This window comes from Brevibacterium sp. RIT 803 (assembly GCF_016892625.1).
Taxonomy (GTDB): Bacteria; Actinomycetota; Actinomycetes; order Actinomycetales; family Brevibacteriaceae; genus Brevibacterium.
Genome location: NZ_JAFEMW010000002.1, coordinates 233,488 through 258,394, shown reverse-complemented (window position 1 = coordinate 258,394; position 24,907 = coordinate 233,488). Strand labels below are relative to the sequence as shown.

General features: G+C 61.7%; 19 protein-coding genes. 15 read left to right on the top strand and 4 right to left on the bottom strand.

Translation table 11 applies throughout. From position 1 onward, the window contains the following. Nucleotides 1-2 precede the first annotated feature (2 nt). Both JTF07_RS08440 and JTF07_RS08435 read right to left on the bottom strand, forming a co-directional pair. Nucleotides 3-491, bottom strand: a complete 489-nt coding sequence (locus JTF07_RS08440; RefSeq protein ID WP_204233822.1) for a LapA family protein — start codon at nt 489-491, stop codon at nt 3-5. Nucleotides 492-558: 67 nt separating this feature from the next. Continuing rightward, nucleotides 559-2,787, bottom strand: a complete 2,229-nt coding sequence (locus tag JTF07_RS08435) for an NADP-dependent isocitrate dehydrogenase (RefSeq protein ID WP_204233821.1) — start codon at nt 2,785-2,787, stop codon at nt 559-561. Between the two features lie 161 nt (nt 2,788-2,948). On the opposite strand from JTF07_RS08435, the gene JTF07_RS08430 reads away from it, so the two are divergent. From JTF07_RS08430 to JTF07_RS08410, 5 genes are all read left to right on the top strand, one after another. Then, nucleotides 2,949-3,590 (top strand): thymidine kinase, encoded by a 642-nt coding sequence (locus JTF07_RS08430; RefSeq protein ID WP_096162928.1) that lies wholly within the window; start codon nt 2,949-2,951, stop codon nt 3,588-3,590. A 63-nt stretch (nt 3,591-3,653) separates the two neighbouring features. Continuing rightward, nucleotides 3,654-4,421: an alpha/beta fold hydrolase gene (locus tag JTF07_RS08425; protein ID WP_204233820.1), complete on the top strand. Its 768-nt coding sequence runs from the start codon at nt 3,654-3,656 to the stop codon at nt 4,419-4,421. Nucleotides 4,422-4,463: 42 nt separating this feature from the next. After that, nucleotides 4,464-6,059 carry an SLC13 family permease gene (locus tag JTF07_RS08420; RefSeq protein ID WP_204233819.1) on the top strand — a complete coding sequence of 532 codons (1,596 nt, stop codon included), beginning with the start codon at nt 4,464-4,466 and terminating at the stop codon, nt 6,057-6,059. Between the two features lie 29 nt (nt 6,060-6,088). Beyond that, the gene (locus JTF07_RS08415; protein ID WP_204233818.1) at nt 6,089-7,159 is read left to right on the top strand and encodes an NADH:flavin oxidoreductase/NADH oxidase; all 1,071 of its coding nucleotides are present in this window, start codon (nt 6,089-6,091) and stop codon (nt 7,157-7,159) included. Nucleotides 7,160-7,166: 7 nt separating this feature from the next. Beyond that, the gene (locus tag JTF07_RS08410; protein WP_204233817.1) at nt 7,167-7,823 is read left to right on the top strand and encodes an MBL fold metallo-hydrolase; all 657 of its coding nucleotides are present in this window, start codon (nt 7,167-7,169) and stop codon (nt 7,821-7,823) included. On the opposite strand, the gene JTF07_RS08405 is transcribed toward JTF07_RS08410, so the two are convergent. Beyond that, nucleotides 7,824-8,414, bottom strand: a complete 591-nt coding sequence (locus tag JTF07_RS08405; protein WP_353843915.1) for a hypothetical protein — start codon at nt 8,412-8,414, stop codon at nt 7,824-7,826. It lies immediately after the preceding gene. 248 nt (nt 8,415-8,662) lie between these two features. On the opposite strand from JTF07_RS08405, the gene JTF07_RS08400 reads away from it, so the two are divergent. The 7 genes from JTF07_RS08400 (at nt 8,663) to JTF07_RS08370 (ending at nt 20,415) form a co-directional block, all read left to right on the top strand. Then, nucleotides 8,663-10,468: an ABC transporter family substrate-binding protein gene (locus tag JTF07_RS08400; protein ID WP_204233816.1), complete on the top strand. Its 1,806-nt coding sequence runs from the start codon at nt 8,663-8,665 to the stop codon at nt 10,466-10,468. 105 nt (nt 10,469-10,573) lie between these two features. Further along, nucleotides 10,574-12,118 (top strand): ABC transporter permease, encoded by a 1,545-nt coding sequence (locus JTF07_RS08395; protein WP_204233815.1) that lies wholly within the window; start codon nt 10,574-10,576, stop codon nt 12,116-12,118. Then, the gene (locus tag JTF07_RS08390) at nt 12,115-13,173 is read left to right on the top strand and encodes an ABC transporter permease (protein WP_009881696.1); all 1,059 of its coding nucleotides are present in this window, start codon (nt 12,115-12,117) and stop codon (nt 13,171-13,173) included. The genes JTF07_RS08395 and JTF07_RS08390 overlap by 4 nt, the downstream gene beginning before the upstream one ends. Then, the gene (locus JTF07_RS08385; RefSeq protein ID WP_204233814.1) at nt 13,173-15,113 is read left to right on the top strand and encodes an ABC transporter ATP-binding protein; all 1,941 of its coding nucleotides are present in this window, start codon (nt 13,173-13,175) and stop codon (nt 15,111-15,113) included. Before JTF07_RS08390 ends, JTF07_RS08385 begins: the two co-directional genes overlap by 1 nt. A gap of 227 nt (nt 15,114-15,340) precedes the next feature. Further along, complete coding sequence (gene typA, locus JTF07_RS08380; RefSeq protein ID WP_143921370.1) at nt 15,341-17,251, top strand: translational GTPase TypA; 1,911 nt, start codon at nt 15,341-15,343, stop codon at nt 17,249-17,251. A 40-nt stretch (nt 17,252-17,291) separates the two neighbouring features. Next, the gene (locus tag JTF07_RS08375) at nt 17,292-18,644 is read left to right on the top strand and encodes a PIG-L family deacetylase (RefSeq protein ID WP_204233813.1); all 1,353 of its coding nucleotides are present in this window, start codon (nt 17,292-17,294) and stop codon (nt 18,642-18,644) included. 13 nt (nt 18,645-18,657) lie between these two features. Then, nucleotides 18,658-20,415 (top strand): VanW family protein, encoded by a 1,758-nt coding sequence (locus JTF07_RS08370; RefSeq protein WP_204233812.1) that lies wholly within the window; start codon nt 18,658-18,660, stop codon nt 20,413-20,415. 6 nt (nt 20,416-20,421) lie between these two features. Here the strand turns inward: JTF07_RS08370 and JTF07_RS08365 are convergent, their stop codons facing one another. Then, nucleotides 20,422-21,495 carry a GNAT family N-acetyltransferase gene (locus tag JTF07_RS08365; RefSeq protein WP_204233811.1) on the bottom strand — a complete coding sequence of 358 codons (1,074 nt, stop codon included), beginning with the start codon at nt 21,493-21,495 and terminating at the stop codon, nt 20,422-20,424. Between the two features lie 200 nt (nt 21,496-21,695). Here JTF07_RS08365 and fdxA point away from each other — a divergent pair, with 200 nt between their 5' ends. The 3 genes from fdxA to JTF07_RS08350 all read left to right on the top strand — a co-directional run bounded on the left by fdxA (nt 21,696) and on the right by JTF07_RS08350 (nt 24,632). Continuing rightward, nucleotides 21,696-22,019, top strand: a complete 324-nt coding sequence (gene fdxA / locus JTF07_RS08360) for a ferredoxin (protein WP_143921374.1) — start codon at nt 21,696-21,698, stop codon at nt 22,017-22,019. Between the two features lie 3 nt (nt 22,020-22,022). Next, on the top strand, nt 22,023-23,144 hold the full coding sequence (gene dapC / locus JTF07_RS08355; protein WP_204233810.1) for a succinyldiaminopimelate transaminase: 1,122 nt from the start codon (nt 22,023-22,025) through the stop codon (nt 23,142-23,144). A 204-nt stretch (nt 23,145-23,348) separates the two neighbouring features. Then, nucleotides 23,349-24,632: a citrate synthase gene (locus JTF07_RS08350; protein WP_204233809.1), complete on the top strand. Its 1,284-nt coding sequence runs from the start codon at nt 23,349-23,351 to the stop codon at nt 24,630-24,632. The last annotated feature ends 275 nt before the right edge of the window (nt 24,633-24,907 follow it).

The following is a 24,907-nucleotide window of genomic DNA, read 5'->3' as shown; positions in this document are numbered from 1 at the left end:
TATCAGCGGCCCAGTGCCTTCGAGATCTTCTTCAGTTTGCGGTTGAGCACGAAGATTCGCACAGATCCGATGATGCCGGCGATGAAGATTCCGCCGATTGCGGCGAAGAGCATGGCAACGCCGAGGGGCAGCTGGAACTGCCAACCGAAGTACTGGAACTCGGCGGGGACGTTGTTCTGCAGGATGAAGATGAGCAGGAGCACGACAATGACGGCGCCGAGGATGAGGGATGCCCACATTCCCGCCGACATGCCGGAGCCGCCCTTAAGCTGTGCCAGCTCCGCATCCTTGCCTGCAGGAGTCGGCTCCTGGCGCTGTGCCGGCTCGGTCTGCTGCTCGGGTTCGATGCGCTGTGTCGGATCAACCTGCTGAGTCGGTGCGACCTCTCGGGTGCTGCCGGTCGCCGGATCCTCGTCGCCGAGCACGGACTGCGTCTCGGCCAGCAGCTCGTCGGGCGTCTGTGATTCGCCTCGTGGGTCTTGAGTACTCATGCGCCCATCATAGTCGCTGATGGGCGCATGAGTGAGGTGTTACGGCCTGTGAACTGAAGAAGTCAGATCAGACCTTCGCACTCAGGCTGGAGATGATCTCATTGAGCGTAGCCGAAGGCCGCATGACCGAGTCGAGCTTAGCCTCCTCCGGGTAGTAGTAGCCACCCAGGTCGGCAGGGCTACCCTGAACTTCGAGGAGTTCGGCCGAGATCGTGTCGGCGTTGGTCTCGAGAGCGTCGGCGACGGGCTTGATGGCCTCGGCCAGCGGCTCGTCCGTCGTCTGCTGGGCCAGGTTCTGCGCCCAGTAGAGGGTGAGGTAGAAGTGGCTGCCGCGGTTGTCGATCTCGCCGACCTTGCGTGAAGGCGACTTGTTCTCTTCGAGGAACTTGCCGGTTGCAGCATCGAGCGTGTCGGCGAGAACTCCGGCACGGGCGTTGCCGTGGACGTTGAACTCGTGCCGGAAGGATTCGGCCAAGGCGAGGAACTCACCGAGCGAATCCCAGCGGAGGTGGTTCTCCTCGACCAGTTGCTGGACGTGCTTCGGGGCTGAACCGCCGGCACCTGTCTCGAACAGGCCGCCACCGGCGATGAGCGGAACCACGGAGAGCATCTTCGCCGAGGTGCCCAGTTCCAGGATCGGGAACAGGTCGGTGTTGTAGTCACGCAGGACGTTGCCGGTCACCGAGATGGTGTCCTTGCCCTGACGAATGCGATCAATCGAGAACTGAGTCGCCTCGACCGGGTTCATGATGCGGATGTCGAGGCCCTCGGTGTCGTGGTCGCCGAGGTACGCCTCGACCTTGGCCCGCAGGTTGCGGTCGTGGGCGCGAGTCTCGTCGAGCCAGAACACGGCTGGGGTCTCGGAGAGGCGGGCACGGGTCACGGCAAGCTTGACCCAGTCACGGACCGGGATGTCCTTGGTCTGGCAGGCACGCCAGATGTCACCGGCGGCGACATCATGAGACAGGATGACCTCACCGACGGAGTTGACGACCTCGACGACGCCGTCCTGGGCGATCTCGAACGTCTTGTCGTGGCTGCCGTATTCTTCGGCCTTCTGGGCCATGAGTCCGACGTTGGGAACGGTGCCCATCGTGGTCGGATCGAAGGCACCGTTGGCACGGCAGTCCTCGATCACGGTCTGGTAGACACCGGCGTAGGAGGAATCGGGGATGACGGCCAGGGCGTCCTGGGTCGCGTCGTCTTTGTTCCACATCTTGCCGCCGACGCGGATCATCGCAGGCATCGAGGCATCGACGATGACGTCGGAGGGCACGTGCAGGTTGGTGATTCCCTTATCGGAATTCACCATCGCCAGGGAGGGGCCTTCGGCGATGCCCTGATCGATACCGGCCTTGACGCCTTCGGCTACATCGACTGGGAGAGCCTCGAGCCCGCCGAGGATGGCGGCCAGTCCGTTGTCAGAGGTCAGACCCGCCTCGGCGAGGGCAGCACCGTATTCGGCGTAGACCTCGGGGAAGAACGCCTCGATGACGTGACCGAAGAGGATCGGGTCGGAGACCTTCATCATCGTGGCCTTGAGGTGGACGGAGAACAGGATGCCCTCGTCCTTGGCCCGTGCGATCTGGGCCTTGAGGAACTTGTGGAGCTCAGCCACATCCATCTTGGTGGCGTCGATGACTTCGTCGGCGAGGACTGGCAGCGAATCCTTGAGTACGACGGTCTCGCCCGAGGCGGGACGCAGACGAATCTGGAGGGTGTCATCGGCCGGAATGACAACGGACTTCTCATTGTCGCGGAAGTCACCGGCGGCCATCGTTGCGACATTGGTCTTCGAGTCTGTAGACCAGTCACCCATCGAATGAGGGTGGGCCTTCGCGAAGTTCTTCACTGCCTGTGGGGCGCGACGATCGGAGTTGCCCTCACGCAGGACAGGGTTGACTGCTGAGCCCTTGACCTTGTCATAGCGAGCCTTGGCATCGCGCTCTTCATCGGTCGACGGCTCGTCCGGGTAGTCGGGCAGTTCGTAGCCCTGGGACTGGAGCTCGGCGATGGTGGCCTTGAGCTGGGGGACGGAAGCCGAGATGTTGGGCAGCTTGATGATGTTGGCTTCTGGCTTCTTGGCCAGATCGCCCAGCTCTGCCAGGGAATCAGCGACCTGCTGGTCTGCAGGGAGGCGATCGGTGAACTGTGCCAGTACACGCGCGGCCAGGGAGATGTCTCGGGTCTCGACCTCGACGCCCGCAGAGGTGGCGAAGGCTTCGATGATCGGCTTGAGCGAGTACGTCGCCAGAAGTGGCGCTTCATCGGTGCGCGTATAAATGATTTTGGCCATGGTGATGGACTACTCCACATCGTCTTGGGGTTTGACCACCCCATCCTACCGTTGCCCCGGTTGTGCTCAGCTTCCCGGTAGGGTTCTGTTTCGTCACACACCACAGGACAACGATGACGAACAACTGAGAAATCAGCACGAACAACAGTGAGAGGACGACGGTGGCCAAGCTCTACTTCCGTTACGGGGCGATGAATTCCGGAAAATCGACCGCCCTGCTGCAGGCCGCCTTCAACTACGAGGAACGCGGCCAGCGAGTGCTGCTGGCCAAACCCCACATCGATACGAAGGGCGCCGGCGAGATCGTCTCCCGCCTTGGTGTGACCAGAGAAGTCGACTTTCTCATCCCCGCAGGCTCCGACGTTGAGACCATCTACCGTGAGCACGCTGACTACGTCGATCATGATGCTCTGCTCGAATCCATCGACACGCCTAAGGCCCGCGTGGCCTGCCTGCTCATCGACGAAGCTCAGTTCCTCGAACCGCTCCAGGTCGATTCGCTCATGCGCATCGCCACCAACGCCTCGGTGCCGGTGATGTGCTACGGAATCAGAACCGATTTCCGCACCAAGGCCTTTCCCGGTTCTGCCCGACTGCTTGAGATTGCTCACACTTTGGAAGAACTCAAGACAATCTGCCGCTGCGGACGCAAGGCGATGTTCAACGGACGGCTCGTCGACGGTCAATTCATCTTCGACGGTGACCAGGTGGCCATCGACGGCAACGCGGTGACCTATGAATCGCTGTGCCCACGCTGTTATCTCCAGTACTCGGGCGGTAGGCTGAGTGCGGTGGTCTCCTGACCTTCCAGCAGCACTCCTGACCTCGAACATCTCATCTGAGCTCGAACCTCGCTAGGAGCACTCTTGCGCATTGCAGTCCACCCCCTCAATGACAATCCGGGTTCACCGGCCATCGTCTTCGGAAACGCCCTCGGTACCAGAGTCTCCCTCTGGGCCGCAGTCGCGGCCAGATTCGCCGATGACTACCAGATCTACCTCAGTGATCTTCCCGGTCACACACTTCCTCGAACCGATGACGGGGCGGACTTCACTGTCTCCGATCTCGCAGCGGGCCTCGTCACCAGCCTGGCTGAACTGGGCGTGGAGAAGTTCACCTACTGCGGTGTCTCGATCTCGGGCGGGATCGGACTGACCCTGGCACTCGAACACCCTGACTCGCTGACTGGTCTTGTGGCCTGTGCGACGGCGACGAAGTTCGGCACCGACGAATCCTGGGCCGAGCGAATCAAGGACGTCACCGAGGACGGCACCCGCGGCCAGCTCGACGACACCGCAGACCGGTGGTTCGCCGCCGGTTTCCTCACCGAGGACATCGCATCGGGACCAGCCATCCTCACGGACCTGGCAATGATCGATGATGCCGCCTATATCGCCTGTGCACGGGCGCTGACTCAGTACGACGTGACTGGGCACCTAGAGGCTGTCACCACGCCGACCCTGTTCATCGCCGGATCACAGGATTCGGGATGCACCCCCGAGGCCATGACCGAACTATCGGCACAGGTGGCCGACTCAACGATGGTGGTCATCCCTGATGCGGCTCATCTGCCGATGGCCGAACATCCCGACATCGTCTTCGACCACATCGAGGCGTTCTTGAGTAGGGTGTAGATGTAGTCCACAGCATCCGATCTTGCTCAATGAGGAGCGCAGATGACTCAGGAACAGCACTCACGTACCGACAACTCCGCCGAGCTCAATGAACTCTCACCGGGGGAGAGGGCCCCTGGGTTCTCCACACAGGTGGTGCGCATCCGCTGGACCGGATTCCTGCTCGGACTCATCCTGTCGACCCTCGTCTATGCGATCATGCCCGACGGGGTCGAGCACGGCGCGAAGCTGACAGCTGCTGTCGCCGTGTTGATGGCTGTGTGGTGGATGACCGAGGCGCTGCCGATCGCGGCCACCTCTCTGCTGCCGCTCGTGGCCTTCCCAGTCTTCGGCACCGAGGTCGAGATGGACACCGTCGGTGCGTCCTACGGCAACCCGATCATCTTCCTGTTCCTCGGTGGATTCCTCATCGCCCTGGCCATGCAACGATGGAACCTGCACCGACGAATCGCCCTCATCACGTTGTCCGTGATGGGCAGCAAACCGGGACCGATGATCGCAGGTTTCATGGTCGCCACCGGCTTCGTCTCCATGTGGGTATCGAACACGGCGACGGCGGTGATGATGCTGCCCATCGGAATCTCCGTTCTCACGCTCGTGAGCAAGGTCATCGGAGGAGCCGTCACCGATGCTTCGGACACCGACGCCGCGGACTCAGACGACAGTCAGGACGACACCGGGCTCGACGCCGTGGTGAAGTCCAACTTCGGCACCGCGCTGATGCTGGGCATCGCCTATTCGGCCTCAATCGGGTCCCTCGGCACCATCATCGGCACACCGCCGAACCTCTTCCTCGTCGGTTACCTCAAGGACAACCACGACATCTCCATCGGCTTCGGCCAGTGGATGCTCGTCGGGGTACCCCTGGCGGTCGTGATGATGGTCATCGCCTGGTTCCTTCTGGTTAAAGTGCTGTTCAAGCCTGAGATCGACGAGATCCCCGGCGGACGGGAACTCATCCGCGAGGAATTGCAGAGGCTCGGCCCGATGTCGACCGGGGAAAAGCTGGTGCTGGGCATGTTCGTCCTCGCTGCGGTCAGCTGGATCTCCCTGCCGCTGATCTTCGAGGAGCCACCGATCAGCGATGAGGGCATCGCGATGGTCATCGGTCTCCTCCTCTTCCTCATTCCCGGCGGAGCCAGTCGCGGAGTCCGCCTCCTCGACTGGGACACTGCTGAGAAGCTGCCCTGGGGTGTGCTCCTCCTCTTCGGCGGTGGTTTGGCCCTGTCCGCGCAGTTCTCCTCCTCGGGACTGACCGAGTGGATCGGCAAGTCCACGAGCGGATTGGGAGTCCTGCCGACAGTCTTCGTCGTCGCGATCTTCGCCTCGATCATCCTGTTCCTCACGGAGCTGACCTCGAACACCGCGACCGCGGCCACCTTCGTTCCCGTCGTCGGCGGTGTGGCGCTGGGGCTTGACCTCGATCCGTTGCTGCTGACGATTCCGGTGGCGCTGGCCGCGACATGTGCATTCATGCTTCCCGTCGCGACACCGCCTAACGCAGTGGCCTACGGTTCGGGATATGTGACGGTGGCGCAGATGGTCAAAGGCGGACTGTGGCTCAATGTCATCGGAATGGTCCTCATCACGGTCACGGTGTATGTCTTGGCCGTACCAGTATTCAACATCGTGCTCTGAACGACGAGAAATCTTGGCAGACTGGTGGCATGACTCAACTCTTCTCACCTATGACAATGCGCGGAACTGAGATCGCCAACCGCATCTGGCTCGCCCCGATGTGCCAGTACTCCTGCGAGTCCGAAGACGGGATGCCCAACACCTGGCATCTGGTTCACTTGGGCGCGCGTGCCCAGGGCGGTTTCGGGCTCATCCTCACCGAGGCCTCCGCTGTCCTTCCTGAAGGACGGATCTCACCTCAAGATGCCGGTATCTGGAATGACGATCAGGCAGAAGCCTGGTCCTCGATCACGGACTTCGTCCATTCGCAGGGAAGTCGCATCGGCATGCAGCTGGCACACGCGGGCCGCAAGGCCAGCACTTACCGTCCCTTCGAGGGCAATCCTCGGGGCAGTGTTCCCGAGCCCGACGGCGGTTGGCCCACTCTCGGTGCCAGCGCCATCGCCTATCCCGGATATGAAGCGCCGCGGGAGATGACGAAGGACGACATCGCCGAGGTGGTCGATGCCTTCGCCGCGGCCGCTGTCCGAGCCATCGATGCCGGGTTCGACCTGGTCGAACTCCACGCCGCCCACGGCTACCTGCTCCATTCGTTCCTGTCTCCGCTGTCGAACGAACGCAGCGATGAGTACGGCGGCGACCTTGCCGGACGTTCGCGAATGCTCACCGAGACCTACCGGGCCGTACGCGCAGCGGTGGGCGAGGAGGTGCCCGTATTCGTCCGTCTCTCTGCCAGCGAATGGCGTGATGGCGGCTTCGACATCGCCGCGGCCGTCGTGGTCTCCCGTGACCTCAAGGATCGCGGCGTCGACCTCATCGATGTCTCCTCCGGAGGCAACTTCCCCGTCAAGGTACCCGTCGGCCCCGGTTACCAGGTGCCGCTGTCGGCAGCGATCCGGGCAGAAGGCGTGAACACAGGAAGCGTCGGCCTCATCACCGACCCGGAGCAGGCGGAGACGATCCTGACTTCGGGACAGGCCGACGCGATCTTCCTGGCACGGGCGGCGTTGCGCGAACCGGCGTGGCCGCAGAGAGCAGCCCACGATCTCGGAGTCGAACCGGGACCGTATCCACCGCAGTACACAAGAGGAGCATGGTGAACCGACAATGACGAACACTATCGAAACCGAACACGTCGTCATCCGCAGCATCGCAGTGTCCGACATGGCGAACAACGTCTACCTGATCACGGCCAAGGAATCAGGATCCCAGGTCCTCATCGACGCGGCCGATGATGTAGAAGCGATCAAGGACCTCATCGCCTCGGGAGCCGAGGATACCTCGGCGGACCCTGAGCTGCAGGCGATCATCACCACACATCAGCATTGGGATCACATTCGGGCACTGCCAGCCGCCTCGGCGGCATTCCCCGACGCGATGACGATCGCAGGCAGCGACGATGCGGAGGCGATCACCGCGGCTGAGGGCGTGGAGATCACGCGAGCGGTCGACCACCTTGATGTCGGAGACTTCGGCGGCTTCGTCCTTCAGGCGATCGTCCTCCGCGGTCACACACCGGGATCGATCGCGCTGCTGCTGCGCGACGGTGGAGAGACTATTCTCTTCTCAGGTGATTCGCTGTTCCCCGGTGGGCCCGGAAAGACCTGGAGCACAGAGGACTTCACCTCCCTGATGGACGATCTGGGGGAGCGGGTCTTCGATCAGCTGCCCGATGAGACGAAGGTGCTGCCCGGACATGGTGATTCCACGACGCTGGGCGAAGAACGCCCGAAGCTGAGCGATTGGCGCGAACGCGGCTGGTGATTAGCTGGGCAGGGCGGCGAAGCCGATTCCTGCCCAGCTAATGGCGATCACCAGCGCGGCGATGATGCCGAAATTCCACGAAGTTGTGATGGTGCGTTCGCCGCGAGGGTTCGCCAGCTCCACGTCGCTGAGGCCGGAGTAGCGGTCGAGCACGGTATCGACAGCGGGATTCGGATTGTCCATCAGTCTGCGGATGCCGTGTTCGTCCTTCTCCATCTTCTTACCCCTGCCGGCCAAGGGCCAGGAGGAATAGACCTTCTCATGGGTGCGCACTCCGAGTCCGAAATGGATGTCGAACCCGTCGACGAGGTTCCACGGGATGTGCGTGGACTGCATGGGATTGATCAGTGCGATCTCCTTGTGCCTGAGCTCGACGCGAGGAAACCGGTAGAGGGCGTAGACGACGGTGATGATGGCGACCGGGATTCCCGCCACGGCCAGGCCTCGTGTTGTGAAGTCTCCGACGATGATTGAGCCCAAGCCGATCACGCAGAGCCCCGCGATGACGATGAAGAGCACTGTGGAGCTCGTCGTCCGTACGATCGTCGGTTGACTGTTCCCTGAAGCGCGATCCATCTCACTGTTCACCACCTGAACATCCTATCCACTGAGACTGCAGGTTGCGTGCATGTTTCCTTGATCTCGAAACAGTAACGATTGTGAAATATGCTCAGCATGTGGACTCTGTCACAGTGCCGCGTGAATTAACTTTGAGGCATTCCATGTGAAAAACATGAACGCGGTCACACTCCCGACCAGGGAGTGATCGAGCGCATCACGCCCCGGATTGTGGGCGTGGCTACAGGGGCGAAACAGCCTCATGACAACAAGGAGAGAACGTGAAAAAGCGCTTCCTCGCGGCCGGAGCCTCAGTTGCCGCAGCAGCAATGGTGCTCACTGCGTGCACACCCCCCGGCGGCGGAGACGATGAGAAGTCGTCAGAGAAATCAAGCATCAACATCGGATGGAACGAATCCTTCCGGTCGATGAACACATTGACGGCCAACGGCAATGCCGTCTCGAACGCCATTCTCACCTACATGATGAATGACAACTTCAAGCACTATGACGACAAGCTTGAGCTCCAGGATGGTTCTCTCGGCAGTATCGAACAGGTTTCCGAAGATCCTTTGAAGGTCAAATACACCTTCAATGATGACGCCAAATGGTCCGATGGCACCCCGGTGGACGCGGCCGACTTGGCTCTGACCTGGGCCGGGCAGTCCGCGAACTTCAACACCGTCGAACAGAACAACGCTGACGACGGGTCGGTCAAGGAGAACGACGCGAAGACGGTCTACTTTGATGCGGCAACCGCGGGTTCAGCCCTGATCAAGGACTTCCCCGAGGTTTCCGATGATGGCAAGGAAGTCACCTTCAGCTACTCCAAGCCCTTCGCCGACTGGGAAACCGAGCTTGGAGCGGGCGCTGACGGCGTAGGCGTTCCTGCCCACATTGTGGCTAAGAAGGCTCTCGGAATTGACGATCCGGCTGAAGGCAAGCAGGCGATCCTCGATGCGCTCAAGGACAAAGACACCAAAAAGCTGTCCAAGATCTCGAACACCTGGAACACCGGCTTCGACTTCACCTCGATGCCCAAAGACAAGGATCTCCTTGTCCACACCGGCCCGTACAAGATGACCGACTTCAAAGAGGGTCAGTACGTCACTCTCGAACTCGATGACAAGTACACGGGACCGATCAAGCCAAAGGTCGACACCGTCACGGTTCGCTACAACGGCGACCCGATGGCCATGATCCAGGCGATCGAGAACGGTGAGGTCGACATGACCCAGCCGCAGGCCACAGCCGACGTTCTCTCCGCTGCTGAAGGCCTTGACGGTGTCACCGTCGACGCGGCCGACGGCGCAACCTACGAGCACGTCGACTTCACGTTCGACAACAAGGGTCCGTTTGACCCTGAAGCCAACGGCGGTGACGAGGAGAAGGCGAAGAAGGTTCGCCAAGCATTCCTCAAGACCGTTCCCCGCGAGGACATCGTCGAGAAGATCATCAAGCCGCTCAACGACAAGGCCGTCACCCGTGACTCATACTCACAGGTACCCGGCTCGCCGATGTATGACGCGATCACCAAGGAGAACGGTGTTGCCGAGGCCACCGATGTCGACGTTGAAGCTGCGAAGAAGCTCCTCAAGGAAGCCGGTGCAGATGCGCCCAAGGTGCGCATCATGTACGACAACACGAACTCGCGTCGTCAGCAGGAGTTCCAGCTCATCAAGGAATCTGCGGAGAAGGCCGGATTCAAGATCGAGGATGTCGGAGACGTCAACTGGGGCACCCGCCTCGGCGATGGCACCTACGATGTTTCGCTGTTCGGCTGGCAGTCTGAGGGCACAGGCGTGACTGAGAACGATGCGAACTTCCGCACCGGTGCTCAGAACAACTACGGTGGCTACTCGAGCAAGAAGACGGACAAGATCCTCGACAAGCTGCTCATATCCAAGGAAGACGAGCAGGAGAAGTTGCTCACGGATCTGGAAAGCCAGCTGAGCGAAGATGCCTTCGGTGCACCGATCTTCCAGTTCCCTGAGCTGACGATCTACCGTGACAAGGTTAAGAATGTCTCGTCGACATCTGTGTCGCCGACCATGTTCTGGAACTACTGGGAGTGGGAGACCAACTGATCCGCGACTGACGCGGTCGGTTCTCCTTCACCCCCAAGCTGCTGTGGGGATCACTCTGTGGTCCCCACATCGGCGTTTTCGGAAGATTGAAACGGACACCACCCAATGACAAGATTCATCCTCAGACGACTCCTCTCGACAGCACTCGTGCTCCTGGTCGTGACCTTCGTCCTCTACCTCCTGCTCAACGTCGCCCTCGACTTCTTCTGGGACCTGCGTTCGAGCACCTCTCCCAACATTGCGTCACTCTACGAGTCCCGCCGCAGACTTCTCGACCTCGATACCCCCGCGATCGTGCGCTACTTCAAGTGGCTGGCCGGCGTGGGCGGCTGTGTAGTCGGGCAGTGTGACTTCGGTGTCGCCTGGAAATCGGGCCAAGAGGTCACCTCTCAACTTCAGGGCGCAATCGCCAACACGGTCAAGCTGATCACCGCCTCGACGATCGTGGCCATCGTGCTCGGCATCGCCGTCGGAATGATCTCAGCGATCCGCCAGTACTCGGGCTTCGACTACTTCATCACCTTCGTCTCGTTCCTCCTCTATTCCCTGCCTGTGTTCTGGGTGGCGGTTCTGCTCAAGCAGTACGGTGCGATCGAGATCAACAACTTCATCAACGATCCGACGCTGAGCAGCTGGGTGCCTATCATCCTCGTCTGCCTTGCTCTGGGACTGTTCTGGATGGGAGCGCTGGGCGGTGGCCGAAAACGCAGGCTCATCACCTTCCTCGCAGCCACGGTCATCACCTTCGTGACGATCTACTACATCCTTGCCAGCGGTTGGCTGCAGCAGCCGAGCATCGGCATCGTCGGAGTCGTCGTCATCGGCCTCGGTGCTGCTGTGGTCATGACCTTCCTGTCGACAGGTCTGAAGAACAAGCGAGTGCTCTATGCGACGTTGGCGATGGCCGTCATCGGGGCTTTGCTGTACATGCCGCTGCAATACCTCTTCTACTACCAGGAGATGAACTGGCTGTGGATGTTCGGACTCCTGATCGTGACGATCGGTGTGGCCGTCGGCGTGGGTCTGGCGTTCCGCGGACCCGATCCCTGGGACACCGTGCGCACCACCTTCTTCACCGGCCTCATCATCGCTGTGCTCATCTTTGCCGACCGTGTGCTGCAGGGTTGGGGCGACTACTCCGACCAGCCTGCAATCAATAACCGACCGATTGCGACGATCGGCGCATCGACGCCGAACCTCGAGGGCGACTTCTGGATAGCGAACCTGGACACGTTCACCCACCTCCTCCTGCCGTCGATCGCTCTGATCCTCATCTCCTTTGCCTCTTACACCCGCTACACGCGCGGTTCGATGCTCGAGGTGATGGGTCAGGACTACATCCGCACAGCGCGAGCCAAGGGGCTCAACGAACGAACTGTCGTCATGCGTCATGCACTGCGCAATGCTCTGCTGCCGTTGGCATCGATCATTCCCGTCGACATCATCACGATGATCGGCGGCGCCGTGATCACTGAGACGATCTTCGGCTGGAACGGCATGGGCAAACTCTTCATCGATTCGATGAGACAGTCCGAACTCGATCCGATCATGGCCTACATCCTCATCACGGGCCTGCTCGCCATCATCGCCAACCTCGTCGCGGACTTCCTCTACGCAGTCCTCGACCCCAGAATCCGAGTGAACGCATGAGTACCAACAACGACAACGAAAATGCTCTCGCGCCCGACGATGTCGGGGACAACGCGATCGAAGCCAAGGAAACCGAAGGTCTGTCCCAGGGCAAGATCGTCTTCCGGAAGTTCCTCCGCCACAAGGGCGCGATGATCAGCATCGGCGTCTTCGCCTTCGTCGCCCTCTTCGCCTTCTCATCGGTCGGCTTTGGTCCGATACCAGGTTGGTGGATCTACAACCACACCTCCTCGGGACAGATCCTCAATTCGGGAGGTGCACCTACCTGGTCGTTCTCGAACTTCTTCACGTTGGGCCAACACCCCTTCGGGCAGGACGACATCGGTCGTGACAACTTCGCCCGCGTGATGAAGGGGACGCAGATCTCCATCATCGTCATGGTCATCATCGGTCTGGTCTGTCTTGTCATCGGCACGATCGTCGGCGCGCTGGCCGGCTATTACCGTGGCTGGATCGATTCTGTGCTGATGCGCATCACGGACGGCTTCATCATCCTGCCCGTCATCGTCATCGGTTCGATCCTCGGCAAGCTGGTCGGCGGTGCGAACGGGCCGTTGCTGGGCCTGGCCCTCGGTGCGATCCTCTGGACCGGTCTGGCACGACTTGTTCGCGGTGACTTCATGTCCCTGCGAGAACGCGAATTCGTCGATTCGGCGCGTGTGGCCGGAGCCAGCGACTTCCGCATCATGTTCAAGCACATGCTGCCCAATGCCATGGGTGTCATCATCGTCAACACGACCCTGGTGATGAGTCAGGCGATCGTGCTCGAAGCGGCACTCAGCTACCTCGGATTCGGCATCAGTCCACCCGGCATCTCCCTGGGCCAGCTGATCAGCGAATACCAGACCTCCTTCGCCACACGCCCGTGGCTGTTCTGGTGGCCCGGTCTGTTCATCATCGTCATCGCCCTGTGCGTGAACTTCATCGGCGACGGTCTGCGCGACGCGTTCGACCCGCGAATGAAGACCATTCCCAGCTGGAGGAAGATGAAGAAGGCCGAGCGCATGACCCAGAAGAAGGTCGCGAACACGACGCAGAAAGAGGAGGCGAAGTGATGACTGAACAGACAGACACAGCCAAATCACCGGTCCTCGACGTCACAGACCTGGGAGTGAAATTCTGGGTCAATGATGAATGGTGGATGGCCGCTGAGGAACTCAACTACACGGTCAACGCTGGTGAGGTGCTCGCGATCGTCGGAGAATCCGGCTCCGGCAAATCGCAGTCGAGCATGTCACTGCTCGGCCTGCTGCCCAGCAACGGTCGGGCCACCGGCTCGGCCAAGATGGGCGGCACCGAACTCATCGGCATGCCGCCGGAGAAGATGCAGCAGATCCGAGGAAACGAGATCTCCGTCATCTTCCAGGAGCCCATGACGGCGCTCAACCCGGTCTACACGGCAGGTTTCCAGATCGTGGAGACGCTGCGTGTGCACCTGGACGTCGGCCCAACTGAGGCCAAGGAGCGCGCACTCGAACTGATGCGTCTCGTCGAGATCCCGGACCCGGAGGAGCGTTTCCACTCGTTCCCGCACCAGCTCTCGGGCGGACAGCGCCAGCGCATCATGATCGCTCAGGCTCTGGCATGCCAGCCCAAGCTGCTCATCGCGGATGAACCGACCACCGCACTGGACGTCACGGTCCAGGCTGAGATCCTCAAGCTCATGCGAGAGCTGAAGTCGAAGCTCGACGCCGGCATCATCCTCATCACTCACGACATGGGCGTGGTCGCCGATATGGCCGACCGCATGATTGTGATGAAGGCGGGGCGCGTCGTCGAATCAGGCAATGCGGAAGAGATCTTCTACAATCCGCAGCACCCGTATACGAGACAGCTCCTCGAGGCTGTGCCGCACCTTGGTACAGCCATTGAGGGAGAGGCCTTCGGGGCCGACCTCGCCACCGTCGAGGACTCGGCGGTCGTGCATGAGACGGAGGCCTCCCACGGCACCGCTGATGACGTCACGGCGGGCAGCAACGATGGCGGGGCTCACCCACCGAAGGCGACTCTCAGCCCCATGGTGACCGAGGGCGGATCAGACGGAGTCTCGGGCTTGTCGGAGGCCGCAGAGGCCGCCGGTCAGCCCCAGCATGACCATGACATCGAGATGGGCTCGACCGAGACCTATTACCACCCAGGATCTCAGGCCGACTTCTCTCAGCCCTCCGCACTGCAGCTGCGCGATGCCGCTATCGAGTATCCGGCGATCGGTCGCAAGAAGGCATTCCGCGCCGCCCATCACATCAACCTGATGGTCGCTCCGGGAGAGGTCGTGGGACTGGTCGGCGAATCCGGTTCGGGCAAGACGACGATCGGGCGTGCCGCACTGGGTCTTCTGCCCACGGTCGAAGGCGATATGGTCATCAACGGCACGAGCATCAAGGGCCTAAGCAATAAGCAGCTGCGGCCTCTGCGCAAGGAAGTCGGGATCGTGTTCCAGGATCCCGGTTCCTCGCTCAACCCACGCCTGCCCGTCGGTGAGTCCATCGGCGAACCTCTGTACCTCCACGAGGGAATGAAGGGGCCGGCGCTGAGCAAGAGCGTCGAAGAGCTGCTCACCGCGGTTGAATTGCCCACATCGATGCGCAACCGCTATCCGCACGAACTCTCGGGCGGCCAGCGACAGCGCATCGGCATCGCCCGAGCACTGACGCTGCGGCCGAAGCTGCTCATCGCCGATGAGCCGACCTCGGCACTCGACGTCTCGGTGCAGGCGAAGGTCCTCGACCTGTTCGAGGGGCTGCAGCAGGAGTACGGATTCGCGTGCCTGTTCATCAGCCACGACCTGGCTGTCATCGAACGCATCGCTTCGCGTATCGCCGTGATGCGTCACGGTTACCTCGTGGAGATCGGGAAGAGCTCACAGGTCGTCGCCAACCCGGTCCATCCCTACACCCAGCGGCTGCTGTCCGCGGTTCCGGTCCCGGATCCACGCGAACAGCGCAAACGTCGTGAAGCCAGGGACGCCGTCCTGGAGGCCACGGCCAACGCCTGATCCCTTGGCAGGTCAGCGAATGACGCAGTGATTCGGTGGTCGCAGCGGAGAAGTCAGATTCGCCTTCGGGCGCGTTCTCACTCGACGCTGTGACCACCGAAAGCATTCACGCTCGTATTCTCCGCGCTCGATTTTGAACACCAGCTGTCATTTCCGGTAAGCGAGTGGCCGTATAATGGTCTGTTGGGTCCGCACCGGACCAATCTCTCTAGCTCATAAGGTTCTTGATGACTGAAGCCATCACGCGTCGGGAAAACCGCCGCAACGTCGCAATCGTCGCCCACGTCGACCACGGCAAGACCACTCTGGTCGACGCCATGCTCCGCCAGACAGGTGTGTTCAGCGAACACGGTGATTTTGCTGAACGCGTCATGGACTCCGGCGACCTCGAACGCGAGAAGGGCATCACCATTCTCGCGAAGAACACCTCGGTTCTCTACAACGGACCCTCAGCCGGTGACGATCCCATCGTCATCAACGTCATCGACACGCCGGGTCACGCTGACTTCGGCGGAGAGGTCGAGCGCGGCCTATCCATGGTCGACGGCGTCGTCCTCCTCGTTGACGCCTCCGAGGGCCCTCTGCCCCAGACACGCTTCGTGCTGCGCAAGGCACTGGCCGCTAAGCTGCCGGTCATCCTCCTGATCAACAAGACAGACCGTGCCGATGCTCGCATCGACGGAGTCGTCGAGGAGGCCCAGGACCTGCTCCTCGGTCTCGCCTCCGACCTCGCCGATGAAGTCCCCGACCTCGATGTCGACTCGGTCCTCGATGTGCCCACAGTCTTCGCAGCAGCCAAGGTCGGCGCAGCCTCCCTCGAACAGCCCGCAGATGGAGAGGCTCCAGCCAATCCGGATCTCGAGCCGCTGTTCAAGACGATCCTCGAGACCATTCCGGCTCCGGAGATCAACGATGACGACATCCTTCAGGCGCACGTGACCAACCTCGACGCTTCGCCGTTCCTGGGCCGTCTTGCTCTGCTGCGCATCTTCGGCGGCACCCTGCGCAAGGGCCAGCAGGTCGCCTGGGCGCGTGGCGATGACATCAGCTCGGTCAAGATCACCGAACTCCTGGAGACTCAGGGACTCGACCGGGTTCCGGCCACCGAGGCATCTGCCGGCGACATCGTCGCCGTGGCGGGCATTCCCGACATCATGATCGGTGACACGCTCACCGACCTGAACAACCCGAAGCCCCTGCCTGCGATCATCATCGACGATCCTGCGATCTCGATGACCATCGGCATCAACACCTCGCCGCTGGCGGGTCGCGAAAAGGGCACGAAGGTCACCGCGCGCATGGTCAAGGACCGCCTTGACCAGGAACTCGTCGGCAACGTCTCCCTCAAGGTCCTTCCCACCGAGCGTCCCGACGCCTGGGAAGTCCAGGGACGCGGCGAGCTCGCGCTGGCGATCCTCGTCGAGCAGATGCGTCGTGAGGGCTTCGAACTCACTGTCGGCAAGCCGCAGGTCGTCACCAAGAAGGTTGACGGCAAGGTCCACGAGCCCTTCGAAGAGCTCCAGATCGACGTTCCTGAGGACTACCTCGGTGCCGTCACTCAGCTCCTGGCCAGCCGCAAGGGTGTCATGTCGACCATGACCAACCACGGCACCGGCTGGGTCCGGATGGAGTTCACCGTCCCCGCACGTGGCCTCATCGGATTCCGCACCCGGTTCCTCACCGAGACCCGTGGAACCGGCATCGCGAACTCCTTCTCGGCAGGGTACGGCCCATGGGCCGGCAACATCGAGTTCCGGACCAACGGATCCCTCGTCGCCGACCGCCCCGGCTCCGTGACTCCGTACGCGATGATCAACCTGCAGGAACGCGGCAGCTTCTTCGTCCAGCCCACCTCGGAGGTCTACACCGGCCAGATCGTCGGCGAGAACTCTCGTGCCGATGACATGGACGTCAACATCACGAAGGAGAAGAAGCTGACGAACATGCGTTCAGCCTCGGCGGACTCCTTCGAAAACCTCGTTCCGCCCCGCAAGCTGACACTCGAGGAAAGCCTCGAATTCGCCCGTGAGGACGAATGCGTCGAGGTCACGCCGGGTACAGTGCGCATCCGCAAACTGGAACTCGACCCGAAGGAACGCGCGAAGACCTACGCCAAGATGCGTAAACAGAACGCGTGAGTTCGAACAGCACAGTATGACCTCGAGCGCTCAGGACCACATGACCGTCGTACCCCGCATCCTCTTCGTGCATGCTCATCCCGACGATGAGACGATCACGACCGGAGGAACGATCGCCGCATTGGTCGGCGAGGGGGCGCAGGTCACGGTCCTGAGCGCCACACGAGGCGAGGACGGCGAGGTGATCCCCGCCGACCTCAAAGGTCTTGAGGGAAATCGGGCAGGGCTGGCCCGCGTGCGGGAATCAGAGATCGCCGAGGCGATGGCTGCCCTGGGTGTGCGCGAGCACCTGTTCCTGGGCGGCAGCGCCCACACCTTCGAAGACTCCGGCATGGAGTGGGGCGCCGATGGTCATGCCGTGGCCGCCTCAACCATGCCGGCCAATGCTCTCTGCGCGGCCGAAGTGACGACCGTTGCTGGCTACATCGCCGCCGTCATCGACGAAGTCCGACCGCATGCCGTCATCACCTACGCTTCCAACGGCGGCTATGGTCACCCCGACCATGTGCGCGTCCACGAGGCCACCGTCGCTGCCGTCGACACAGCCGTGTGGAGGGCCGGGCGACTCCTGTTCGTCGATGTCCCGGCTGAAGCAGCGAGAGAGACATTCGACCCGAACCAGCCGGGATTTGCCGACACTGGTTTCGCACCGGCTCTGACGATCCCGACGAAATCACCTGTGAGCGAGATCGTCGTCGCCCAGGACATCTCCTCTGTCATCGGCGCCAAACGTGGCGCCTTGGCTGCCCATCGCACTCAGGTGACGGTGTCCGGGGCTTTCTTCGCCCTGTCGAACGGAATCGGCATGAAGATCCTCGACCACGAGTACTACTCTATCGGCGCAGGAGCCCCCATCTCTGACCTGCGGCTGCGTTCGGGTCCCGCACCCCATGTGCTCACCGACCTCGACATCGATGCCTGTGAGACACAGGCATCAGGAGCTGCAACCGCGGCTGGAGGTGCCGGCGCTGCCGCTGCTCCTCTGCGTCGCCGACGTCGGGAGCCGAAGAAGCCGGGCTTCTTCGCCTACGCCCACGCGGTAGTGCTGGCCGTACTCATCGGCTTCCTCGGCGCCATGCAGCACCTGAACGTGAGTGTGTTCGACCTGGCAGGCACCCCGGTCATCCTGCCCTGGGGGCTCGCCCTGTCCCTTCTCCTGGTGGCCTGCGGCCTCTGGCACCTCAAAACGATGTACCTGAGCTCCTCGCCGATGCTCATCGCCGCATTCGTCATCGTCATCCTCTCCTATGTCCTCGGCCAGCCGACGTGGCTGCCTGGCGCGGACATCATCGTGACCGGGATGCTGCGCTCAGCGGCCTGGCTGATCGGTCCGATGCTCATCGCTGCTGTCCTCGCGTTCATCAAGGTGCGGCGGCCCGAAGCAGCCCGTTAGAATCGGGAGAACTATGCCGACTCAGACCCTGTCCCACTCCTCACCGAACCCCGGCGGTCGCCCGCAGGGTACGACGGAGACCCCCAAGCGCAAGCCGTGGCTGCTCGCGCTCTTCATCATCCTGGTACTTGCGGCCATCTACCTGGTGATCGGGTTCCTCACCGGACGAGTCCTATCGCCTGGGACGACTGTCGCAGGCATCGATATCGGAGGCCAGTCCACCACCTCGGCCGAAGCGACTCTGCGAGAGGAGCTGGGTGACAAGGCCGGAGCGAAGATCGAGCTGAAGGCGGGAAAGCCCACCGCCGAACTCGACCCAGAGAAGGCCGGAGTCAAGTTCGACATCCCAGAGACCATCAGCCGGGCCACGGGATTCACACTGGACCCGACCATCATCTGGGACCGGCTCTTCGGCGATGACGAAATCGAACCTGTCATCAGCATCGACGACGAATCCTTCGAAGAAGCCACCGGCAAGGTGACGAAGTCCCTCGAGGTCGAACCAGTCGACGCCGAGGTCAGCTACGTCAAGGCCAAGCCGGAGATCAAAGACGGCACCAACGGTCAGACCGTCGAGGCAGAACAGGTGCGTGCAGCCATCGAGGATTCGTGGCTGCGCACGGACGATGCACTGCCGGTCACAGCGAGCAAGGTCGAACCCGATATCACTACCGCCGAGGCGAAGGACGTCGCCGAGGGCTTCGCCGAAGGCGCAGTGAGCAAGGATCTGACTGTACGCGCGGAACCTGCGAAGGACGCCGACTCAGGTGTCGATGCCGGCGATCTCACGATCAGTCCGACAACGATTGCGAAGACCCTGACCTTTGAACCGAAAGACTCGAAGCTCGCCCCGGTCTTCGACGAAGAGGACCTGCAGAAGCGTGTCCTGTCGTCGAATAGGGACGTCGGCAAGCCAGCGAAGGACGCCAGCTTCACGATCAAGGACGGCAAGCCTGAAGTAGTGGAGTCCGAAACGGGAATCGGCATCAAGAAAGACGAACTCACCACGGCCGTCACCGACGCCATTACGGGAGAGACCGACACGCCTACGGTCACGCTCGCCTCGGTGAAGCCGGACTTCACCACGCAGGACGCGAAGAAGGCCGATGTCTCCGATGTGATGTCAGAATTCTCGACCGGCTATTCCTCGGAGCCCAACCGCGACACCAACCTCAAAGTCGCGGCGAAGAAGGTCTCCGGCACCGTCGTTCAGCCGGGGGATCAGTTCTCCCTCAACGAAACCATCGGGCAGCGCACCGCTGCCAACGGATACAAGGCTGCTGGAGTCATCTCGGACGGCCAGATGAAGGAGGACTTCGGCGGGGGAGTATCCCAGGTGTCGACGACGCTGTTCAACGCGGCCTTCTACGCCGGCTTCGAACTCGACGAACACCAGGCTCATTCGCGCTACATCTCCCGTTATCCGGAAGGCCGGGAAGCCACACTGGACTGGTCGACCATCGACATGAAGTTCACGAACACATCGAAGCAGCCGGTCGTTCTCGACATGTACCTGTCCGGCGGTGAGGTCCACGCGAAGGTATTCGGCGATAAGAAGCTCCAGGTCGGTTCAGACTCCTCCGACCGCTACAACTACAGTTCGCCCGGCTCCGTGACCGATTCGGGTCCCGAGTGCACACCGCAGACTCCGAAGCAGGGCTGGTCGATCAAGATCACGCGGACGATGAAGGACATCGAGTCGGGCAAGACCTCGAAGGACTCATTCGTCACCGTCTACCGGCCGGTGAACAAGGTTGAGTGCAAGGACTGATCTGCGTCATCCGCGGCTGGCGTACCAGGACCGGTGTCGGACTGTGGCACCGAGTGATGTGAAGAGGTTCAACGAGGCCTCATTGCCGGCCTCCACGTCAATGAGGTAAGAGCGGACTCCTCGCTGCGACAACAGTGCGGCAGCGGCACTGGCCACGGACCGGCCTGCCCCTCGCCGACGCAGATCCGGACGGGTGACGAGGTTCGTCAGCACACCCCATTTGCTGCGCTCTACGATTCGGGCGCCGGCCACCATGGACCGGCTGCCATCCGGATGGTCGGCATAGGCCGTGATGAACTGGCAGGGATCGGAGGCTTCGATGAGCCCACGGAAGGCCTCCTGCGAACCTGGGTCGCGTTCACTGGCCCACGCCGCATAGTGCATGGGGCTCGGTTCCTCGCTGACGTCGATCGACAGCCCGGGTGCGGCCGCGTCACCGGGATGCGCGGCCCCAGCTGCCGCCTCGGCGGTGGAACCGGCCAGCAGAAACACCGGCTCAGAGGGAGAGTATCCCCGGGCAGAGAGAAGTGGTGCCAGACCTTCGCAGGCCGGGGCAAGCGAGTTGGAATCCTCGCTCGAATAGATCTGGATGCAGCTTGGCTTCTGGCGTGCTGAGTACCAGGCCTCGACAGCATCGAGGCTCTGCTCCCAGTCCATTCCGGTGTCAGTGACGGGAAGGCAGCTGTTGGCACGCCTGGTCACCGATTCAGAGCTGCGCAGCAGCCAACCCTTCTGCAGCAATCCGATGTCGGCATCGGTTTCGGCGCTCTCATTGCGCAGATTCTCCATGTGCAGCCAGGAGATGTCCTGAGGCAGCCACGCCGCAGCGGAGATCCTGCGCAGGTCGACGGCAGAGACGATCTCATGGGTGCGACCCGATTTCGTCGGTGCCGGCGGAACTTCGTGAACGAGCATGATCTGCTCTCGGGGTATGCGGATCGGCCCGCGTTTGGTCCCGATCTCCACCGATGTCTCGTCTGCGCTGTTGACGACGCCGAGGGCATCCGAGGTCGAGTGCGTGTCACCGTGTTCGAGCGAATACCGCACGACCACTCTCTTGCCGGGCTGCAGATCGTCCACTTGTCGCCTTCCGCCGAAATGCCTTGAAGTACTGGAGCCTCCAGCCTAATCCAGGGCCTGCCGCAGTCGCTGCAGGCGTGACGGAGGACACGAATGTGAAAGCAGGATCACGTCGACCCGATGGAACCCTGCGCAGTCGGAAGGCGTAGTCTTAGGCTGTATACGTGCAATCTCGTTGAGTCTTAATAGGAGTCGTACTCGTGACGTACATCATTGCCCAGCCTTGTGTCGATCTGAAAGACAAGGCCTGCGTCGACGAATGTCCGGTCGACTGCATCTACGAAGGTGAGCGCAGCCTCTACATTCACCCTGACGAATGCGTCGATTGCGGTGCCTGCGAGCCGGTCTGCCCGGTCGAGGCGATCTTCTACGAAGACGACACTCCCGAAGAGTGGTCTGAGTACTACAAGGCCAACGTCGAGTTCTTCGACGAACTCGGTTCGCCAGGTGGTGCCGCGAAGCTGGGCAACACCGGCCTGGACCACCCGATCATCTCTGCCCTGCCCCTGCAGCAGCACGACTGAGCTATGTCTTCTCGCTTCGGCCTCAATCTGCCCGATTACCCCTGGGACCGGCTCACCGAATTTCGCAATCGGGCCGCAGAACATCCCGACGGCGCCTGTGATCTGTCCATCGGCACACCGGTCGATCCCACACCGCAGGTGATCCAGTCCGCGTTGTCCGACGCCGGTGATGCCCACGGCTACCCGACGACAGCGGGGACGGATGAACTGCGCGAAGCCATCGCCTGGTGGTACCAGAACTGGCATGGGGTCTCGCTCGACCCCGCCGCCGAGGTGCTGCCCACGATCGGTTCGAAGGAAATGGTGGCGTGGCTGCCCACCCTGCTGGGGCTGCGCCAGGCCGGCTTGGATGTGGCCTGTCCTTCGGCGGCCTACCCGACCTACGAGATGGGTGCCACGATCGCCGGCGTCGACTGCCGCCGCCTCGACGCGGCAGACGTCGCCGCCGGGGCCTCCCTCGACGGGATCGGTCTGCTGTGGATCAACACCCCGGGCAATCCCACCGGGGAGGTGCTCGACACCGACACCCTCACCGAGGTCATCCGCCGTGCCCGCAGTGCCGGAGTCGTCCTCGCCTCAGACGAATGCTACGGACTCCTGAATTGGGAATCCGATTCTCCCGCTCCGAGCATTCTCAATGCCGCCGGTGACGATCACAGCGGTGTCCTCAGCGTGTACTCGATGTCGAAGCAGTCGAACGTGGCCGGGTACCGCGCGGCCTTCGTGACCGGAGACCGTCAACTCATCGGTGACCTCACCAAGTCGCGCAAACACGCAGGCATGATTGTGCCTTTCCCGGTCCAAGCCGCGATGATCGCCGGACTGCGAGACACTGCTCACGTCATCGAGCAGAAGGAACGCTATCGGACTCGGCGGGAACTGCTGCGCAGCGGACTCGAAGCCTACGGATTCCGCATCGATCACTCCAGTGCGGGTCTTTATCTGTGGTCGAGCGCCGGTGTCAATTGTTGGGACTCGCTGTCGAAATTGGCAGAAATCGGCATCATCGCCGGTCCTGGCGAATTCTATGGTGAGGCCGCCACCGATCACGTGCGCATCGCCCTGACAGCAAGCGATGAGCGTATTCGCGCCGCCGCTCAGCGATTGCACAAGGCGGCTGACTGAGCCGTTCGGCGCACAGAAAGCCGGACACTTCAAGACCCGAATTTGAGCCCGAGAACCCTCTGTACGCCCAGTTCAAGTAGGTTACTGGTCGGTACCAGTGGGTGGCTGTGATTTTTTGATTCTGACAGTTATCGGTAGTCTTTGATGGAATTGTGCAAGACACCTCAGGAAGTTCTTGAGGTGGGTCCAAGCTGAGGAGAACATATGCCATCGGATGCGAGTCTGCAGGTCGGGGACACAGAACTGACACTGCCCGAGGTGGCATCCTCGGCGGGCAACAACGGATATCGCATCGGCTCTCTGCTGAAAGACACCGGCGCGGTCACCTACGACCCAGGGTTCGCCAATACGGCTTCAAGCTCCTCGGCCATCACCTACATCGATGGTGACGCGGGCGTTCTGCAGTACCGGGGCTATCCCATCGAGCAGCTTGCCGAGCATTCCAACTTCGTCGAAGTCAGCTACCTCCTCATTCACGGAGAGCTCCCGACTCAGGAACAGTACGACGCATTCGATGGTCGGCTTCGCGGTCACACCATCGTCCACGAAGACCTGCGTCGTTTCTTCCGGGCCTTCCCCTACGATGCGCATCCGATGCCCATGGTGGCAGCTGCGGTCGCGGCTTTGTCGACTTTCTACCAAGATGACCTCGATGTCTTTGACGAGGGTCAGGTCGACACCTCCACATTCCGACTGCTTGCGAAGATGCCGACAATCGCTGCGCTGGCCCACCGCAAGAACATGGGTCTGCCGGTCATCCACCCAGACAACTCCCTGAGCCTCGTCGAGAACTTCCTGCGCGTGAACTTCGGCGTTCCCGCAGAGGAGTACGAGCCGGACCCACTGGCCGTCAAGGCCATGGACCAGCTCTTCATCCTCCACGCCGACCACGAGCAGAACTGCTCGACCTCGACGGTGCGCCTCGTCGGGTCTTCGCAGGCGAACCTGTTCCAGTCGATCTCCGCCGGAGTCAACGCTCTTGCAGGTCCGCTGCACGGCGGCGCGAACTCCGCCGTCCTGACGATGCTCGAGGAGATCTCGGCGTCCGATGATGGTCCCGAGAAGTTCATGGAGCGTGTGAAGAACAAGGAAGACGGCGTGCGTCTCATGGGCTTCGGTCACCGCGTGTACAAGAACTACGACCCGCGGGCGAAGATCATCAAGAAGACCGCCGACGAGGTCCTGGCCCGTTCCGGTGGCGACCCTCTGCTCGAGGTGGCACAGAAGCTCGAAGAGATCGCACTGGCCGATGACTACTTCGTCGAGCGCAAGCTCTATCCGAACGTGGACTTCTACACCGGTCTGATCTACAAGGCTCTCGGGTTCCCGACGAATATGTTCACGGTGCTCTTCGCCGTCGGTCGTCTTCCGGGCTGGATCGCCCAGTGGCGTGAGATGATCAATGACCCGGAGACCAAGATCGGCCGTCCGCGCCAGATCTACACGGGTGCCTACTCGCGCGACTACAAAGACATGAACGAGCGCTGATCCCAGCGTCACTCTCGACCGGCGGCCAGGGCCGTAACTGAGGCCTTGCTCCTTCACCGGCACCGCTGGTGGCACCAGGCACCACTGGCCGAATGCGTCCTACACTCAGCACTGCTGCAGCCCATTGCAAGACGGTGTTCAGCAGCCGAGCGTAGGGCGTATTGTCATGTCTGCTCGGGCTCACACACTCACGCCTGCTGTCCGAAGCTGAGACACGACGAGGGCGCGCCCACTTTCGTGGACGCGCCCTCGTCGGTGTCACCTCAGGGCCAACT